The organism is Buchnera aphidicola (Cinara curtihirsuta) (assembly GCF_900698895.1).
GTDB lineage: Bacteria > Pseudomonadota > Gammaproteobacteria > Enterobacterales > Enterobacteriaceae > Buchnera_F > Buchnera_F aphidicola_AX.
Window position 1 is genome coordinate 221,103 of sequence record NZ_LR217700.1, and the last position, 19,560, is coordinate 240,662.

The 19,560-nt window shown below is 19.8% G+C and carries 14 protein-coding genes; 6 read left to right on the forward strand and 8 right to left on the reverse strand.

Annotated features, from left to right (window positions below; genetic code table 11):
- Positions 1-153: 153 nt before the first annotated feature.
- Both BUCICURT3053_RS00955 and mfd read right to left on the reverse strand, forming a co-directional pair.
- Positions 154-1,149, reverse strand: a complete 996-nt coding sequence (locus tag BUCICURT3053_RS00955; RefSeq protein ID WP_154061156.1) for a beta-propeller fold lactonase family protein — start codon at positions 1,147-1,149, stop codon at positions 154-156.
- 170 nt (positions 1,150-1,319) lie between these two features.
- Positions 1,320-3,410, reverse strand: a complete 2,091-nt coding sequence (mfd, locus tag BUCICURT3053_RS00960; RefSeq protein ID WP_154061157.1) for a transcription-repair coupling factor — start codon at positions 3,408-3,410, stop codon at positions 1,320-1,322.
- 630 nt (positions 3,411-4,040) lie between these two features.
- On the opposite strand from mfd, the gene gap reads away from it, so the two are divergent.
- Complete coding sequence (gene gap / locus BUCICURT3053_RS00965) at positions 4,041-5,045, forward strand: type I glyceraldehyde-3-phosphate dehydrogenase (protein ID WP_232037264.1); 1,005 nt, start codon at positions 4,041-4,043, stop codon at positions 5,043-5,045.
- 187 nt (positions 5,046-5,232) lie between these two features.
- Here the strand turns inward: gap and fldA are convergent, their stop codons facing one another.
- Positions 5,233-5,760 carry a flavodoxin FldA gene (fldA, locus tag BUCICURT3053_RS00970; protein ID WP_154061159.1) on the reverse strand — a complete coding sequence of 176 codons (528 nt, stop codon included), beginning with the start codon at positions 5,758-5,760 and terminating at the stop codon, positions 5,233-5,235.
- 758 nt (positions 5,761-6,518) lie between these two features.
- Between fldA and BUCICURT3053_RS00975 the strand changes: the two genes are divergently transcribed.
- The 5 genes from BUCICURT3053_RS00975 (at position 6,519) to pfkA (ending at position 13,482) form a co-directional block, all read left to right on the forward strand.
- Positions 6,519-7,268, forward strand: a complete 750-nt coding sequence (locus BUCICURT3053_RS00975; protein ID WP_154061160.1) for a Nif3-like dinuclear metal center hexameric protein — start codon at positions 6,519-6,521, stop codon at positions 7,266-7,268.
- A gap of 63 nt (positions 7,269-7,331) precedes the next feature.
- Positions 7,332-10,124, forward strand: a complete 2,793-nt coding sequence (locus BUCICURT3053_RS00980; protein ID WP_154061161.1) for a 2-oxoglutarate dehydrogenase E1 component — start codon at positions 7,332-7,334, stop codon at positions 10,122-10,124.
- Between the two features lie 25 nt (positions 10,125-10,149).
- Positions 10,150-11,334: a dihydrolipoyllysine-residue succinyltransferase gene (gene sucB, locus BUCICURT3053_RS00985; RefSeq protein WP_154061162.1), complete on the forward strand. Its 1,185-nt coding sequence runs from the start codon at positions 10,150-10,152 to the stop codon at positions 11,332-11,334.
- A 275-nt stretch (positions 11,335-11,609) separates the two neighbouring features.
- On the forward strand, positions 11,610-12,302 hold the full coding sequence (gpmA, locus tag BUCICURT3053_RS00990) for a 2,3-diphosphoglycerate-dependent phosphoglycerate mutase (protein ID WP_154061163.1): 693 nt from the start codon (positions 11,610-11,612) through the stop codon (positions 12,300-12,302).
- Between the two features lie 214 nt (positions 12,303-12,516).
- Positions 12,517-13,482, forward strand: a complete 966-nt coding sequence (pfkA, locus tag BUCICURT3053_RS00995; RefSeq protein WP_154061164.1) for a 6-phosphofructokinase — start codon at positions 12,517-12,519, stop codon at positions 13,480-13,482.
- A 166-nt stretch (positions 13,483-13,648) separates the two neighbouring features.
- On the opposite strand, the gene tpiA is transcribed toward pfkA, so the two are convergent.
- The 5 genes from tpiA to serC form a co-directional block, all read right to left on the reverse strand.
- Positions 13,649-14,413 (reverse strand): triose-phosphate isomerase, encoded by a 765-nt coding sequence (gene tpiA, locus BUCICURT3053_RS01000; protein ID WP_154061165.1) that lies wholly within the window; start codon positions 14,411-14,413, stop codon positions 13,649-13,651.
- Positions 14,414-14,525: 112 nt separating this feature from the next.
- A complete protein-coding gene (gene ihfB, locus BUCICURT3053_RS01005; protein WP_269471954.1) occupies positions 14,526-14,843 on the reverse strand; it encodes an integration host factor subunit beta in 318 nt (105 codons plus the stop codon).
- A gap of 26 nt (positions 14,844-14,869) precedes the next feature.
- On the reverse strand, positions 14,870-16,540 hold the full coding sequence (rpsA, locus tag BUCICURT3053_RS01010; protein WP_154061166.1) for a 30S ribosomal protein S1: 1,671 nt from the start codon (positions 16,538-16,540) through the stop codon (positions 14,870-14,872).
- 532 nt (positions 16,541-17,072) lie between these two features.
- Positions 17,073-18,359, reverse strand: a complete 1,287-nt coding sequence (aroA, locus tag BUCICURT3053_RS01015; protein ID WP_154061167.1) for a 3-phosphoshikimate 1-carboxyvinyltransferase — start codon at positions 18,357-18,359, stop codon at positions 17,073-17,075.
- Positions 18,360-18,414: 55 nt separating this feature from the next.
- On the reverse strand, positions 18,415-19,503 hold the full coding sequence (gene serC / locus BUCICURT3053_RS01020) for a 3-phosphoserine/phosphohydroxythreonine transaminase (RefSeq protein ID WP_154061168.1): 1,089 nt from the start codon (positions 19,501-19,503) through the stop codon (positions 18,415-18,417).
- Positions 19,504-19,560 lie beyond the last annotated feature (57 nt).

The following is a 19,560-nucleotide window of genomic DNA, read 5'->3' on the forward strand; positions in this document are numbered from 1 at the left end:
ATAATTTTAATAAAAATATTTTATGTTACATATAATATGTAACATAATTTTATTATGTAAATTTTATTTATAATAAATATTATATATATTTTATTGTTTTAAAGAATTAAATAGTATTTTGTTTAACAAATTTTTAATATGAATAATTAATAATTATTCTATTATAATCCATAAAGGATTTTTACCTATTGGTTGTATTTTACTGTATATTAAATAACCTGTGTCTAAATTAATATCATAAATTCTCATATTATTAGAAATTTCTCCAACTACAATTAATATTTTTCCATCCTTACTAATATTAAACGAACGAGGTTGTATTTCAGTTTGATAAGTATGAATATATAATAAAGTACCTGTATTATAATTAACATTAAATAAAGAAATAATGCTATTTGCACGATCACATGCATATAAATATTTTCCATTAGGATGAATATGAATATCTGAAGCCCAAGGTAAATTTGTATAAGGTTTTAATATTAACGAAATTGACTGAATTAATTTTAATTTAAAAATTGTATTATAAATTATCCAAACATCAATAGTTCCATTATATTCATTAATAGAATACATATAATCATTTAAAGGATGAAAAGTAATATGTCTGGGACCACTATTTTGTTTAGTCAAAATAACATTTTTTAAAATCAAATTAATTGTATTTTTTTTATCATAAATAATTGTATAAATATAAATTTTACCCGCTTTTAAAGAAGTGACAAATATTAAGTTATATCTATAATGCATTTTAATAAAATGACAACCATAAATTTTTTTAAAAATATAAATATTTTTTTTAATATATCCAAATTGATTTATTAAAAAAACATAAAATTCATTACCATGATATGAAGCACAAAATAATATATTTTTATTTTGATTAAATGAAATATAATTAGGTGTATTACATATAGAAACTTCATGTATTTTATTAATTTTATTATTAGAATATATTTTATATGTAATAATTTTATTATTTACTTTTTCACCTACATATAATAATTTATTTTTTTTATTATATTTTAATGGTTGCGGTGTACCACCTGAAGAAATAATTCTTATTTTAGATAAAATATTGTTTTTCTTTAATATCCAATATTCGATATGTTTATTAATAGAACAAGCTATAAAAATACTTTTTCTCATATATTTTCCAGTAAAATATTTTTTAATTAAAAAATTATATTTAAAAATATTTTAATTATTTAAATAAAAATAATAAAATTATAGTTAATATATATAACAATTTCATTTTTATTAATAAAAATTATTTAAATATATATTTACATTTTATAAAAAAATAATTTTTTTTATAACTAATCTCTTTTTTCTATAATTAATTGTAAAAAATTTTTAATCCAAATTAATAAATCTTTATCATTTATAAATAACTTATAAAAATATAGTTTATTTTGTAATATTTTCCATCTTTTAGGTTTTTTTATAATTTTTTTATATAACCAGTTAATATTTAAAATATTTTTTTTACAAAATACTATACATATTTTTTTAACATGAAACTGAATTTTTTTAACTCCAATTCTTTCAGAAAGAATTTTAATTTTTGTTAATAAAAATAAATTTTTTACATATCTTGGTAATTTACCAAACAAGTTATTTATTTCATTTTTTATTTTTTTCAATTCTTTATTTTTTTTTATACATGAAAGTTTTTTATAATACATTAATCTAGTATTGATATTATTTATATAATTTTCAGGTAAAATTGCAGATACATTTAATTTTAAATCTACAGAAATAGATTGAGAATTTAATTCTGCAAACGAAGTTTTATTTTTGTTTTTTAGAATTAAACGAATAGCTTGATTTAAAAATTTTTTATATAATTTAATTCCAATAGTATTAATATGACCACTTTGATTTTCTCCTAATAGTTCACCAACTCCTCTAATTTCTGAATCATATGTAGATAATGTAAAACCAGACCCTAAAGCTGTAAAAGATTCTATAAGATTTAATCTTTTTTTTGCTTTTTTATTAATTTTTGTTTTATTTGATATAAAAAAAAATGCATATGCTTGCTTTTCAGATCTACCAATACGACCTCGTAACTGATGTAATTGTGATAATCCAAATTTATCAGCATGTTCTATAATCATAGTATTTACATTGCTAATATTAATTCCAGTATCTATAATAGTAGTACATAATAATATATCAAATTTTTTATTTAAAAAATCATACATAATTTTGTATAAATCATTACTATGAATTTTTCCGTGACTAATCTGAATTTTTGCTTCTGGTATTAAACTAGATAAATATCGTTTTTTTTCCTCTATGTTCTTAATCATATTGTATATATAATATACTTGTCCTCCTCGATTTAATTCTTTTAAAATAACTTTTCTTATAGTTTTAGGATTAAAATATTTTACATAAGTCTTTATTTTCAAACGTTTTTTTGGAGGTGTAGATATGATAGATATATCCCTAATACCTAAACAAGACATATTAAGTGTTCTAGGAATGGGGGTTGCGGATAAAGTTAATACATCTATATTCATATACAGTTCTTTTATTTTTTCTTTATGATGCACGCCAAAACGATGTTCTTCATCAATAATTAGTAATCCTAAATTTTTCCAAATTAAATATTTTGATAAAATTTTATGAGTACCAATTAAAATATTTATTAATCCTTGCTTTATTTTTTTTTTTATTAATATTTCTTTTTTTTTTAATGTAAAACGAGAATATGTATCAATTTTATATTTATATTCAGAAAATCTATTTTTAAAAGTATCATAATGTTGTTGTGCTAATAATGTAGTAGGAACTAATAAAGCAACTTGTTTATTATTATCTAAAGCTATAAACGCTGCCCTCATTGCTACTTCTGTTTTACCAAAACCTACATCTCCACATAATAGTCGATCCATTGGAATTGGTTTTTCCATATCATGAATGATTTCTTTAATAGATTTTTTTTGATCATTAGTTATTGGGTATAAACATTGATCACAAAAATTTTTATATTTAAAAAAATTTTTTTTAAAAGAAAATCCTTTCTTTAAAGATCTATGAGATTTCGTGTTGATTAATTGAACTGCTGTATCATAAATCTTTTTTTTAATTTTTTTACATTCCATTAACCATTTCTTATTACCTAAAGTATTCAAAGAAACATCTAAAATATTTGGATGAATATATGAAGTAATTAGATTTAAAGACGTTATAGGTACATATAGTTTAACTTGATTAGCATACATTATTACAAAATATTCTGTTATAATACCTTTGTTATTTAAAGAAGATAAACCAATGTATTTTCCAATACCATACTTAGTATGTATAACTAATTGATCTTTTTGAAATATTTTTTCTTTCAAAATTAATTTAGAAAAATTATTTTTTTCTATTTTTTTTTCTGTGTTTTTTTTCATTAAAGGAGTATATTCCGTGATTTTATAAATAAAAGTAATAACATAATTGTTATTACGTATTATGTAGATTCATGTTTATACAATAAATTTTATTTAAAATATTTATATTTAAATAAATAATACTATTTTTTATATAAAATAATAAATTTTTTTTTATAGTTTTATTTATAAAAAAATTTAAATAAATTATATATATTATATATAAATTTTTATTTACATAAAATACCGTATTTTATATAATTCTATTATATATTTTAATTGTTATATATTATTAAATTTTTATTTAAATAAAATATTTAATAAAAAATTATTAATAATTTTAATATTTTTACATTTATTTATTTAATAAATATATTTTTTATTAAAATTTTATTTTATAAAATATAAAAAATAATATTATATTTAAAACTATATTTTATTTTTTTTTAATAAATTTAATATATTCTTATAAAAAATTGAATTATTTATAATCAAATCAATTTTTATTATATTATTAAAATTACTGTTAATAAAAGAAATAATTTTTATTTATATAAAAATATTCTTAGTAATATATTTATTTAATATATTTCTATATAATATTAGAATTTTAATAATTATATTAAAAATAAACTTTAAAATTGTTTGGTAATAATTTATATGAAAATTAAAATTGCTATAAATGGTTTTGGTCGTATTGGTCGAATGATTTTTAGAATTGCTCAAAGTAAATCAAATATGGAAGTTGTTGCAATAAATGACTTATCGGATGCAAAATATATAGCATATATGTTAAAATTTGATTCAACTCATGGTTTATTTCAAGGATCCATTAAAGAAAAAGATAATTCATTAATTATAAATAATAAAAAAGTTTATATTTTTTCAGAAAAAAAACCTGAAAAAATTGATTGGAAATCTCTAAACATTGATGTTGTTATTGAATCAACTGGAATATTTTTAACAACTGAATCTGCTTCTAAACATATAATTTCTGGAGCAAAAAAAGTTATATTAACAGGACCTTCAAAAGATAATACACCTATGTTTGTAAAAGGAGTTAATTTTAGTAAGTACAATGGACAAAAAATTGTTTCAAATGCATCTTGTACAACAAATTGTTTAGCTCCTCTAGCAAAAATTATAAATGATGAATTTGAAATTATTGAAGGATTGATGACTACTGTACATGCCACAACAGCAACTCAAAAAACTGTAGACGGGGTATCACTAAAAGATTGGAGAGGTGGTCGAAGTGCATTACAAAATATTATACCGGCTTCTACGGGAGCAGCAAAAGCTGTTGGTAAAATACTTCCTGAGTTAAATAATAAAATCACTGGAATTGCATTTAGAGTACCTGTTGCTAATGTGTCTGTAATAGATTTAACTGTCAGAGTTAGTAAAAAAGTAAAATATAAAGATATATGTTCAGCAATTAAACTGGCCTCTAAAACATACATGAAAAATGTTATTGGCTATACCAATGAAGAAGTGGTATCTAGTGATTTTAATGGATCACATTTAACATCAATATTTGATGAAAAAGCTGGTTTATCATTAAATAATAATTTTTTTAAGTTAATTTCATGGTATGATAATGAAGTAGGTTATTCTAATAAAGTTCTAGACTTAGCAGAGTGGATTTCAAAATGATAAATTCATATTTATTTTATAAATTTAAAATTATTAAATAATTTTTTTTGACAGTATTCAAAAGAATATATTTTGATACTGTCAAGATATATTTTTAATTAATATTAAAAATATATTAAAAAAATGTTCAATGTAATAATTTTATAATTTAATAGATTGAATTATTTTTAGTTTTAAATTAAAAATTTTATAATTTTTTATATAAATTATTTATTTCTGTAAATACTAATTTTAACCATTTATTAACACGTTGTTTAGTTAATTGAGGTTGATTATCTTCGTCAATTGTTAAACCAAAAAAATGTGTTTTATTTTTTCTCGCTTTTGAAAATTCAAAATTATAATCTATAATTGGCCATTCACCAACAAGGTGTACATTTTTTTTTTTTAAAATATTGAACATAATTCCAATTGAATCACAAAAATATTCTGAATAATCTTCTTGATCACCACATCCAAATAATGCAATAATTTTATTATTTAAATTTATCTTATTTAACATATTTAAAGAATCTTCCCAATCACATTGTAATTCACCATAATACCATGTAGATATACCAAAAAATAAAATATTAAAATTTTCTATTTTTTTTAATGAAGTATTAGAAATATCAAATATATCAGATTTATCTATTCCTATTTTTTTATATATAATATAAGAAATTTTTTCAGTATTTCCTGTATCACTTCCATAAAAAATTCCTATTTTTTTCATTAGTTAACCTTTTAATAATTAAATATTTATTTATGAAAATAAATAATTTTAATAGTTTAAAAATATTAATTTAATATTTTTAAAAATAATTAAAAATCTTGTTTTATAAAAAAATTACTATTTTTTATAAATAGAAATTTTTTTATAAAAATAAAAAAAATGAAAAATATTTTATTTATATATTTTATATATTATAATATAATAAATTTTTAAAAATGATTTTTTAATTTTTTTAAAATATAATTTCTTGAAAAATATTTTATTTAAATATATTTAATATTTTTATTAATAATAGAAAAATTATTTAATAAAAATATTTTCTAAAATAATAGAATATTTATTTATTTTCTAAAGAAAAATAAAAATTAAATTTCATTTAAATATTATATATTAATAATTTAATAAAGTTAAAAAATTATATAAATCAATTTAAAATAAACTTTTATGTAGTAAGATACAAATTTATCTTTATAAAAAAATTAATTTAATTTTATATTAAATCTTATTTTAAATATAAAAAATATAAAATATATATTATAAGATAATTTTAATAAATAAAAAAAATTTTTTATAAAATAAAAGTATAAATTTTTTTATTATAAAATCTATAATAAATTAATTTAATTCATAAAAATAAGAAAATAACTGGTTTAAAGTTTATAAATTAAAATATTTATTTTATTAAAAATTAATTTACTAAAATAGTAAAAAATATTTTATAAAAATATAAATATATAAAAAATATAGAGTATTTTAATATGAATAATTTTTTTCTTGAAAAAATAGTTAATAAAAAATTAAATAATGATAAATATAAAAATGATTATTCGCCTAACGGATTACAAGTAGAAGGAAAATCAGAAATTAAACGTATAGTAACTGGAGTAACTGCTTGTAAAAATCTTTTAAATATGGCTGTAAAATATTATGCAGATGCAATTATTGTACATCACGGTTATTTTTGGAAAAACCAAGAAAAAAAAATTTTAGGAATGTATAGAAATCGATTAAAAATATTATTATCTAATAATATTAATTTATATAGTTGGCATTTACCTTTAGATCTTCATCCTAAAATAGGTAATAACGTTCAATTAGGAAAAATATTGAATATTTCTATTTATGATTACATTTCTCCGTATGTTCCAATTGGAAAATTTAAAAAAAAACATACTGCAGCATCATTAAAAAAGGTAATTATAAAAAAACTAAAAAGAAAACCATTCTATTACGGAAAAACTGGTCCAAAATATATTCATAATATAGCATGGTGTACAGGAAAAGGACAAAATTTTTTTAATCAGGCAGTATCTTCAAATATTGATGCTTATTTGACCGGAGAAGTATCAGAAGAAACAATACATATAGCAGAAGAAAATAATATACATTTTTTTTCATTAGGACATCATGCTACAGAAAAATCAGGAATTTCTTTATTAGGTAAATGGTTATCTAAAAAAGATAAAGATTTGAATATCAAATTTATTGATATTCATAACCCCATTTAATAAAATTAAATATTAATTAATATTTTAATTTATTAATTTTTTAAAAATTTAAATAAAATAAATATGAAAAATAAAAAAAAAATACCCTTCTTTAAGAATAATGGATGGTTATATTCAGATAATCAATTATTTTTAGAAAATATTTATAAAAAATTTTTATCTAATTCTGAAAAATTAAATAACTCGTGGAGAAATATATTTAATCAACTATTAGATCAAAAAAATTTTAAATATAAAGATAAAGTATTTAAGGATCTAAAAAAAAAAAATATCAAATATAATTCAAATAATTCAAAATATAATAATAATTCTATAATTTTAAAAGAAAAATTTTTAAGTTTCATAAATGCTTATAGATATTTTGGACATTACATATCACGATTAAATCCATTAATTTTAAGTAAAATAAAAAATAATATTCCTGAATTATCATGTTCATTTTATAAAATAAAAAAAGAAAAATTAAATTCCTTAATATATTTTGATTTTTTATTTTTTAAAAAAAATATTAATTCTTTTAAAGAAATATATTTATTTTTTAAAAAAAAATATTGTAATTATATCGGTTTTGAATATATGCATATTAATAATTCAAATGAAAAAAAGTGGTTACAAAAATATATTGAAAATAATGATTTTACAAATTCTATATCTGATATAGATAGAAAAAATATATTAAAAGATTTAATTAAATCTACTACTTTCGAAAAATTTATTCATACTAAATTTCCTGGTAGTAAAAGATTTTCATTAGAAGGATGTGATGTTTTAATTCCTCTTTTAAAAAAAATCATAACATTTTGTATAAAAAAAAAAACTAAGAAAATATTTTTAGGTATGGCGCATAGAGGAAGATTAAATGTTATGCAAAATGTTTTAAAGCATAATGTTTTAAATATGTTTCAAAATCATTCTAAAATATTTAATAATAATAACGGAACAGGTGACGTAAAATATCATTTAGGATTTAAGAAAATAATTAAATTTAAAGAAAAAGAAATTGAAATTAATTTATTAGATAATCCATCTCATTTAGAAATTATTACTCCTGTTGTTATTGGTTGTTGTAAATTTTTTATAGATAAAACAAAAAATAAAGATAATCCTTTACCAGTGATTATACATGGCGATGCTGCATTTATTGGTCAAGGAGTTATACAAGAAACATTAAATATGTCTCAAGTTCCAGCATATAATGTTTTTGGCAGTATACATATTATTATAAATAATCAAATTGCTTTTACTACATCTAATTCAAAATATCTCAGAACTAGTACATACTGTACGGATATTGCTAAAATGATTAACTCTCCTATATTTCATGTTAATGCTGATAAACCAGAATTAGTCATTTTTGTTCTTAAGTTAGCTTTAAAATTTCGATATTTATTTAAAAAAGATGTTTTTATTGAATTAATTTGTTATAGACGATTAGGTCATAATGAAGTAGATGACCCGTATATCACACAACCAAAAATGTATAATATAATTAATCAACATAAACGTATATGTTATTTATATTTTAATAAAATAATTAATATAATAAATAATATAAAAATTTCATATAAAAAATTATATAAACATTATATGAATAAATTGTCTAATATTTTAAAAAATAATAATAAAAATTCAAAAAATAAAATATCACTATATAAAAAAAATATCTTATTAAAAAATTTAAATATTAAAAAAATTAATTATAAAAAAATAAAAAAAATAGTCAAATATTTATTTAAATTACCCAATAATTTCATTATGCATCCTCAAGTAAGAAAAATTTTCTATAATAGAAATAAAATGATAAATAATAAAATTCCATTAGATTGGGGTATGGCGGAAAATTTAGTATATGCTGTTTTAATGTATTATGGTATTACATGTCGATTAACAGGAGAAGATGTTAGTAGAGGAACTTTTTGTCATAGACATATTTCTATAGTTTGTCAAAAAAATAATATTACATATACTCCTTTAAAAAATTTAAATAATTTAAACGGATTATTTTATGTTTGGGATTCAGTTTTATCAGAAGAATCTGTTTTAGCATTTGAACACGGTTATTCTATGGTGTCTAGTAAATTACTAAATATATGGGAAGCGCAATTTGGTGATTTTTCAAACGGAGCTCAAATTGTTATTGATCAATTCATAGTTTCAAGTTTGCAGAAATGGGGTTATTCTTCACCATTAGTAATTTTATTACCACATGGTTATGAAGGACAAGGTCCGGAACATTCTTCAGGAAGATTAGAACGATATTTACAATTATGCGCTCAAAATAATATAAAAATATATATACCAACAACAGTATCTCAAATATATCATATATTATTAAAAAAAGGAAAAAGTTTATCTAAAAAACCTTTAATTATTTTTACTCCCAAGTCATTATTAAGAAATCCATTAACATTTATTTATATTAAAAAATTATTAATTGAAAAATTTCATAAAATATTAATTAATAAAACAAATAAAGAAAAAAATTTAATATATCGTGTTATTTTTTGTTCAGGAAAAATTTATTATGAATTATTGGATTTTTATAAAAAAAATAAAATTGCTGATTCAGTAATAATACGTATTGAACAACTGTATCCTTTTCCTTTTTTAAAAATAAATAATATTATAAATCAATTTATTAATATTAAACATTTTATATGGTGTCAAGAAGAACCTATGAATCAAGGTAGTTGGACATATATTTATTTTTATTTTAAAAAGTATATTTTAATACATTATAAGAATATAGAATTAAAATATTCTGGTCGTCCAAAATTATCTTCTACTGCTGAAGGAAATTTTCTTAACCACCAAATACAACAAATAAAAATTATAAAATTAGCATTTTCCATATAAATAAAAAAAATAATAAGTGAAATTTATGAAAAAAAATATCGAAATTTTAGCTCCAGACTTACCTGAATCAGTTAATAATGCAATTATGTTAAAATGGCATAAAAAAATAGGAGATTATATTAAAGAAGATGAACTGATCGCTGAGATTGAAACAGATAAAATTATCTTAGAAATTTCATCTCCCGCAAATGGCATTTTAACATCACAAATATTATCAATTGGACAGATAATTAAATCAAAATCAATACTTGGATATATTCAATCAATTAATTTAGAAAAAAATATATCTAATGCAAATAATGAATTTAAAAAAAATAATCATTCTCAATTTTTTTTTACACCTAAAATGCGTAGATTAATTTCATATAATAAAATAAATAAAAAAGAAATAAAAGGTATCAAAATAAATGGAAAAATTACTAAAAAAAATTTTATCATTGAGAAAATAAATAAAAAAGACAAAAAAAAAATAGATCAAAAAAAAATATTTGATAAAAAAAATATTAATAGACGTAGTTATACTAGAATTTCTATGAATCCATTGAGAAAAAAAATTTCTGAAAGATTATTATTAACAAAAAAAAAAACAGCAATGTTAACAACTTTTAATGAAGTAAATATGAAACCTATTATTTCATTAAGAAATAAATATAAAGATATTTTTAAAAAAAAATATGAATCTAAGTTAGGTTATATGTCTTTTTATGTCAAAGCAGTAACTCAAGCATTAACACAGTTTCCAGAAATAAATGCATCAATTGATGGTTCTGATATTATCTATCATAATTATTATGATATAAATATTGCAGTATCAACTCCTAGAGGTTTAATAACTCCTATTTTAAAAAATACTAACTCTTTATCTATGTTTGAAATTGAAAAAAAAATTAAGTCTTTTTCTATTTTAGGCCAAACCGGTAAAATAAAATTAGAAGATTTAGAATCTGGTACATTTACCATTACTAATGGAGGTATATTTGGTTCATTAATGTCAACTCCTATTATTAATTACCCACAAGTAGCAATTTTAGGTATGCATCATATTAAAAATAGACCAGTAGTAATATGTAATAAAATTAAAATACTACCTATGATGTATTTAGCATTATCATATGATCATCAATTAATTGATGGAAAACAAGCAATACAATTTTTAAATTATATAAAAGATATTATAGAAGATTTTTCACGTATTATTATTAATATATAAATATTAATATTCTAGTTTTATAAAATTTATATATTATTTTTAATAAAATAAAAATATTACTATATATATAAATATATATAATTAGAGTTATTAAAAATTAATAATTTATAAAAAGTTAACTATTTATTAATTATTTAATTTATATTATTTATATATACATATAGTTATAAAAATAATAAAATGTTTATTATATTAATAATATATATATACACTGTAATATAATATTAAATTTATAAAAATATAAATCATTATAAAAATAAAAACTTGGGTAATTTATGAATATAAAAAAAATAATTTTAATGAGACACGGGGAAAGTAAATGGAACCAATTAAATAAATTCACTGGATGGAAAGATATAAAGTTATCTGAAAAAGGAAAGAAAGAAGCACTAGATGCAGCAAAATTATTAAAGAAAAATAATTTTTCTTTTGATATTGCTTTTACATCTCTTTTACAAAGAGCTATAAAAACTACTTATATAATTTTAAGTTATTTAAATTGTATGTGGATACCAGTATATAAATCATGGAAATTAAATGAACGTAACTACGGGTCCTTAGAAGGGTTAAATAAAGAGGAAACAATAAAAAAATATGGAAAAAGACAAGTACAGTTATGGAGACGTAGCTTTAAAATTTTTCCTCCAAGCTTAAATATTAAAGAATTTAATAATTTAAAATCTGATCAAAAATATAAAAAATTAAAAGAAAATGAAATCCCAACTTCTGAAAGTTTAGAAAAAACATTTAATCGAGTTATTCCTTTTTGGAAATTAAAAATTATTCCACAATTAAAAAAAAATAAAAATATTATTATAGTAGCGCACGGTAACTCATTACGTGCATTAATAAAATATTTAAATAAAATTAATGATACTGATATTACAGATCTAGATATTTCTACAGGTTCTCCTATTGTATATGAATTTTCTGGCACAAATAAACCAATAAAATATTATTATTTATAAAAATATTTTTTAAAATAAATTTTTTATAATTTAAATAAATATTTAAATTATAAATAATTTTATTATATAAATATATTTAAACAAACATATTAAAAATATAAATATTTTTTATATATTTTTGATTTTTGTAAATAATATATTCTTTATATATTATAAATATTAATAATTTTTATATTATTAAAAAATATATAAAAATTAAGGTTACATAATTATTATGATTAAAAAGATAGGAGTATTAACAAGCGGGGGTGATTCTCCCGGAATGAATGCAGCAATTCGATCTATAGTATATACAGCTTTAAATAATAATTTAGAAGTAATGGGGGTTTGTAATGGTTTTTTAGGGTTATATAAAAATACAATGATACCTTTATATTATAATGATGTTTCTAATTTAATTAATAAAGGTGGAACATTTCTGGGTTCTTCAAGGTTTTTAGAATTTAAATTAGAAAAAATAAGACTTGTAGCTATAAATAATATTTTTAAAAGAAAAATTGATGTTTTAATCATTATTGGTGGTGATGGATCATATATAGGAGCTAAATTCTTAACAGAAATGGGTATCCCATGTATTGGAATACCAGGAACTATAGATAATGATGTTTCAGGAACTGATTATACTATAGGATATTTTACTGCTCTAGAAACAATAGTAGGCGCAATTGATAAGTTAAGAGATACTACTTCTTCACATCAAAGAATTTCAATAATAGAAATTATGGGTCGTTATTGTGGAGATTTAACTTTATCAGCATCTATAGCTGGAGGTTGTGAATTTGTTATTATTCCAGAAATTATTTATAAAAAAAAATCATTATTGTTAGAAATAAAAAAAAGTATTAAAAAAGGAAATAAACATGCAATTATCGCAATTACTGAAAATATATGTGATGTAAATAAATTAGCAAGATATATTCAAAAAAAAACTAATCAAGAAACACGATCAACAATACTTGGATATATTCAAAGGGGAGGGATTCCAATTGCATATGATAGAATTTTAGCATCGCGAATGGGGATATATGCAGTACAACTGCTATTAAAAGGAAAAAAAGGAAAATGTATTGGAATCATAAATAACAAAATTGTTCATCATGATATTAATTATGCTTTATTAAATATGAAAAAATCTTTTGAATACGATTTATTAAATGTAATAAAAAATTGCAATAAATAAATTTTTATTTTATAAATCATGGTGTTACAATAAGTGCCGGTATACCGGCGCTTAAATATAATTTATTTTTATATAAACAATTAAAAATAACTATTTTTTAAAAAATTTAACTTAAAAAAAAAATTATATTTTTTATTTATTTTTTTAATATAAAATATATATAATATTATATATTTGTTATTTCTATAATTTTAGTAAATTCTTTTAATTTTAAAGAAGATCCTCCTATTAAAAATCCATCAACATCTTTTTGAGTAATTAATTTTTTTGCGTTTTTTCTAGTAACAGAACCTCCGTATTGAATAAAAAAATTTTTAATTTTATGATTAATTTTACTTTTTATATAATTACGTATAAAATGAGAAATATATTGAACTTCTTTAGCTTTAGCTGAATTTTTAGAACCAATTGCCCAAATAGGTTCATAGGCAATAATAGAATTATCAAATGCATAAGAACCACATATATTAAATATTACATCAATTTGTTCCATACATATTTCTTTAGTTTTTTTATTTATTTTTTCTTCTTGAGTTTCTCCAATACACAAAATAGGAATTAATTTTTTTTCTTTTAAAATATGAAATTTTTTTGCAATAATTGTATTACTTTCTTTATGATTAAATCGTCTTTCTGAATGGCCAATAATAACATATTTAACCCCTATGTCTTTTAGCATACAAGAAGAAATTTCTCCTGTAAATGGACCTAAAATATGATTATCAACATTTTGAGATCCTAAAAAGAATTTTTTATTATTAGACGAAAAAATTTTTTGAATTAAGTAAATATATAAAACAGGAGGTGTTATTATTACAGTGCATTTTTTATGATATTTACTTAAAAATCTATTTAATGGTTCAAAAAATTTTCTAATAAATACTTTATTACCATTTAATTTCCAGTTACCAATAATGATGGGTTTAATCATTTTATTAACTACCCCTTACGAGCAACTATTGGAGTATAATATACTCTAATAATTGCTAAATTATAAAAAATATTTATTAAATATTATAATATATACAAGAATTTTAATAAATTTAGTTATTTTTGTACATATGATTTATTCGATCCCTTAATTGTTTACCTGGTTTAAAGTGTGGAACATACTTTCCTTTTAAATAAACTTGTTCGCCTGTTTTTGGGTTTCTACCCATTCTAGCAAATCGATAATGTAAAGAAAAACTACCAAAACCTCTAATTTCAATTCTATTACCTTTTTCTAAAGATAATGACATGTATTCTAAAATATTTTTCACGATATATTCAATATTTTTTGCTGGAATATATTTTTTTTTTTCAGTAATTCTTTCAAACAATTCTGATTTTTTCATATATCCTCTAAATAAAACTGTCAAATATTTTAATATTTTAATAATTTTTTTTAATTTATTATATTTTCCAATACTTTTGTTGTAGTATTATCAATTTTATTAGTATCAATTAAATTTTCTTCTAATAATTTTTCTTTCATATTTTTATTATGTATATCTTCTGTAATAGATAAGTAGATAATTCTATTTTTTTTATCAAACCCTAAAATTTGTGTTAATAAATTTTTTCCTATAGAAATCTGTGATATATATTGCTTACGATAATTAGCAGGTATATCAATTAATTTTAAACAACCTTGAACTCCTTTTTCTATATTAAATAAAATAGCTTTTTCTTCAATCGATTTAATTAAACTATTAATTATAGTATTTTTTTTATTTTTTAAAATATATTTATGAAAGGGATCTTCTTTTAATTGTTTAATTCCTAGAGATATACGTTCTCTGTCAGGGTCTACTTGTAAAACAATTGCTTTTATGTTTTCTCCCTTCTTATATTTTTTTACTACTTTTTCTCCAGTAATTGACCAAGATAAATCAGATAAATGCACCAAACCATCTATTCCTCCTTCTAATCCTATAAAAATTCCAAAATCAGTAATTGATTTTATTTTTCCTTCTACTTTTGAACCTTTTTTATTGCTATCAAAAAATTTTTTCCAAGGATTAATTTTACATTGCTTAATTCCTAAAGAAATTCTTCTTTTTTCTTCATCAATATTTAATATTGATACACTTATTTTTTCTCCAGAAATAACGACTTTGGACGGATGAATATTTTTATTAGTCCAATCCATTTCTGAAACATGCACTAAACCTTCTACTCCTTCTTCTATTTCTACAAAACAACCATAATCAGTTAGATTTGTTACATATCCTGTATGCTTGCTTCCTTCTGGATAACGTTTAGAAAGATTTTTCCATGGATCAATACTTAATTGTTTTAAACCTAGCGATACTCGTACTTTTTCTTCATCAAATTTTAATATTTTAACTTTAATTTGATCTCCAATTTTGACTACTTCACTTGGATGTTTAACTCTTCTCCAAGCCATATCAGTAATATGTAACAATCCATCTACACCACCCAAATCAATAAAAGCTCCATAATCTGTTAAATTTTTTACTATTCCTTGAATAATATTATCTTCTTTTAAATTTTTTAATAATTGATCACGTTCTGCGCTATTTTCTAATTCAATAACAGCTTTTCGTGAAACAACAACATTATTTCTTTTTTTATCTAATTTAATAACCTTAAATTCTAGTTTTTTTCCTTCAAGATGTATAGTTTCTCTAATAGGACGAATATCTACTAGAGATCCAGGTAAAAAAGCCCTTATTTCATTTAATTCAACAGTAAAACCACCTTTTACTTTTCCGTTAATAATACCAATTACATTTAATAATTCTTTATGAGCTTGTTCTAATTTTATCCATGATTCATGTCTTTTTGCTTTTTCACGTGATAAAAGAGTTTCTCCAAAACCATCTTCAATTGCATCTAAAGAAACATCTATAGTATCACCTATTTTTACTTCTATATTCCCTTTTGAATTTTTAAATTGTTCTATAGGAATAGAAGATTCTGATTTTAATCCAGCATCTACTAAAACTATATCATTATCTATAGATATTATGGTTCCTTTAATAATAGAACCTGGACGTGTTTCTACTTCCTTTAATGATTCCTCAAATAACTCCGCAAAAGATATAGTCATATAAAATAATCTATCAGTATAAAATTATAGATGTTTAAAATTAAAATATTACAATATATTAAACATAAATAATATAGTCAATAAAAACCATTTATATTTTAAAATGGGGCGTAATAACAAAGTATATGAATAATGATATACTATCTATTTAAAAAAAATTCATTAATATAGAATTAACTATTTTTATAAAAAAATTTTTAATATAAAAATATCACAAAAATATTCTAAAAAAATTTTCTCTTTAAAAAAAGAGATATTTATTTTTTTAAATAATTTTTATATAAAATAATATCTAATTATTTTTAAAAATATTTATAAAAACAATTATATACAAGTATATACAAATATATAAATTTTTAAAATATTATCAAATAAAAATATTTAAATTTTTTATTTATTTAGAAAATTAAAAAATAAATTTATATAATTAAATATATAAAGAAATTTTAAAATAATACTTATTATGTTTTCAAAATATTTTTATATAAACTAAAAATAGTTATTATTTATTAAAATAATTTTACATATTAATTTAATAGTGACAAATTGAATAAAATTTTTCAAAAAATAAAGGAAAAGTTTTATTTACACATGTTGGATTTAATAAAGTTACAGGTACTCCAGACAAAGCAACTAAAGAAAAACACATAGCTATTCGATGATCATTATATGTATTTATTGTAGCATGTAAAAATTTTTTTACTGGATGAATTATTATAAAATCAGATCCTTCTTGAACGTTAGCTCCAATTTTTTTTAATTCAGTAGTCATTGCATATAAACGATCTGTTTCTTTAACTCTCCAATTGTATATATTCTTAATATGTACAAATGTGTTAGAAAATAAACCTAACATTGCAATTGTCATAGCAGCATCTGGAATATGATTACAATCTATTGTAATACCAAACAAATTATTTTTCATACAAATTAAAGAATTTTCATTCCAAATTATAGAAGCTCCCATTTTCTTTAAAACACTAACAAAATCTATATCTCCTTGTATACTATCTTTTTTTATACCATTTATTTTAACAGAACCTCCTTTTATTGCAGCGGCTGCTAAAAAATAGGTAGCAGAAGAAACATCACTTTCTATAAAATATTCCCCTGGGGAAATATATTTTTGATTTCCCTTAATATAAAAGTATTTATAATTATCTAAAATATCTACTATAATTCCAAATTTTCTCATTAAATTAATAGTTAAATCAATATATGGTTTAGATACTAAACCACCTTCTACAACAATTTTTGTATCTAACTGAGCTAGAGGAGCTGCTATTAACAAAGAACTCAAAAATTGACTGGATACAGTTCCATTAACGGTTATTTCTCCTCCTGAAAAACCCCCTTTTATATATACAGGAAGATATTCTTTTTTATTTAAATAACTTATATTTGCTCCCCCTTTTTGTAAAGAATCTACCAAATGAAAAATTGGTCTTTCTTTCATTCTATCATCACCAGTTAAAATTATTTTATTTTTTTTTAAAGATAATACCGCCAATAATGGTCGAGTAGCAGTTCCGGCATTACCTAAAAATAATGTAATTTTTTTTTTTGAAAATAAAGGACCAGAAATACCTTTTATTTTACATATTGATTTATCTTTGTTTAAAAAAAATGATATACCTAATTTTAATAATGCATTTAACATATGATTAACATCATCACTATATAATAAATTTTTCAAAATTGTATTTCCAGTAGATAATGCAGATAATAATAATACTCGATTTGAAATACTTTTTGAACCAGGTAAATTTAATTCACCATTAACATATTTTATTGATTTTAAAGTTAAACTTTTTTGCATAGAAAATATTATCCTCTAATAAATAATTTCTTATATATTTTATAAAAATATTTTTTTAACCAAATTTTTTTTCAAAAAATTTCATGAATTTAATAAGAGATTTTACTCCTTGAATAGGCATAGCATTATAAATAGATGCTCTAATTCCTCCTAAAATAGAATGACCTTTCAATCCAAATAATCCATATTTTTCAGATTGTTCAAGAAACATATTTGTTAAATTTTTTTCTTGTAAATGAAATGTAACATTCATACGTGACTGATTAGGCGATGATATATAGTTGTTATAAAAATCAGTAGAATCTAAATACTTATATAAAATTTTTGCTTTTTTTTTATTAATTTTTTCTATAATATTTAAACCACCTAAATTTTTTATCCATTTAAATACTAATCCTGAAACATACCATGAAAATATACTAGGAGTATTTAACATAGATTTTGATTGCATTAACAAATTATAATTTAAAATAGAAGGAATTTTATTATTTAAATTAAATAATAAATTATTACGAATAATTACAACTGTAATACCAGCTGGACCAATATTTTTTTGAGCACAAGCATATATAATACCATACTTTTTTATATCAATTTTACGTGATAAAATAGTAGAAGAAAAATCCCCTACTACAATTTTATTATAAAATTCTGGTTCTTCAAAAATCTCTATTCCTTCAATTGTTTCATTTGGACAATAATGCAAATATGTATTTTTAGATGAAATTTTCCAATATTTAGTAGATTGAATACATATTTTTTTATTTTTTGTTAATTTTCGAACATTAATAATATTTGGTCTACAATATTTTTTTGCTTCTTCTGCAGCAGACAAAGACCAGTATCCACTATTAATATAGTCTGGTTTTATGAATTTTTTAATAAAATTTAATGGTATAGCAGAAAATTGTCCTCTAGCTCCACCGTGACAAAATAAAATATTATAATTTTCGGGAATATTTAATATATTTCGAAAAGTTTTTTCAATTTGCATTGTTTTTTCTATAAAAATTTTACTACGATGACTAACTTCAAGAATTGAAAAATTAGAATTATTCCAATTAAGAAGATTTTTTTTTACTTTTAATAAAACTGATTGAGGAAGAATAGCTGGACCTGGATTAAAATTATATATTATAGACATATTTTTCACCAATATTATTTTATTTTTTTAAAAATTCTAAATAAATTTTAAATATTT

What these genes read in the sequence shown, in the direction of transcription:
- BUCICURT3053_RS00955 (WP_154061156.1), bottom strand. Translation starts at nt 1,149, where the DNA reads ATGAGAAAAAGTATTTTTATAGCTTGTTCTATTAATAAACATATCGAA.
- BUCICURT3053_RS00980 (WP_154061161.1), top strand. Translation starts at nt 7,332, where the DNA reads ATGAAAAATAAAAAAAAAATACCCTTCTTTAAGAATAATGGATGGTTA.
- sucB (WP_154061162.1), top strand. Translation starts at nt 10,150, where the DNA reads ATGAAAAAAAATATCGAAATTTTAGCTCCAGACTTACCTGAATCAGTT.
- gpmA (WP_154061163.1), top strand. Translation starts at nt 11,610, where the DNA reads ATGAATATAAAAAAAATAATTTTAATGAGACACGGGGAAAGTAAATGG.
- mfd (WP_154061157.1), bottom strand. Translation starts at nt 3,410, where the DNA reads ATGAAAAAAAACACAGAAAAAAAAATAGAAAAAAATAATTTTTCTAAA.
- BUCICURT3053_RS00975 (WP_154061160.1), top strand. Translation starts at nt 6,519, where the DNA reads ATGAATAATTTTTTTCTTGAAAAAATAGTTAATAAAAAATTAAATAAT.
- fldA (WP_154061159.1), bottom strand. Translation starts at nt 5,760, where the DNA reads ATGAAAAAAATAGGAATTTTTTATGGAAGTGATACAGGAAATACTGAA.
- pfkA (WP_154061164.1), top strand. Translation starts at nt 12,517, where the DNA reads ATGATTAAAAAGATAGGAGTATTAACAAGCGGGGGTGATTCTCCCGGA.
- rpsA (WP_154061166.1), bottom strand. Translation starts at nt 16,540, where the DNA reads ATGACTATATCTTTTGCGGAGTTATTTGAGGAATCATTAAAGGAAGTA.
- tpiA (WP_154061165.1), bottom strand. Translation starts at nt 14,413, where the DNA reads ATGATTAAACCCATCATTATTGGTAACTGGAAATTAAATGGTAATAAA.
- serC (WP_154061168.1), bottom strand. Translation starts at nt 19,503, where the DNA reads ATGTCTATAATATATAATTTTAATCCAGGTCCAGCTATTCTTCCTCAA.
- aroA (WP_154061167.1), bottom strand. Translation starts at nt 18,359, where the DNA reads ATGCAAAAAAGTTTAACTTTAAAATCAATAAAATATGTTAATGGTGAA.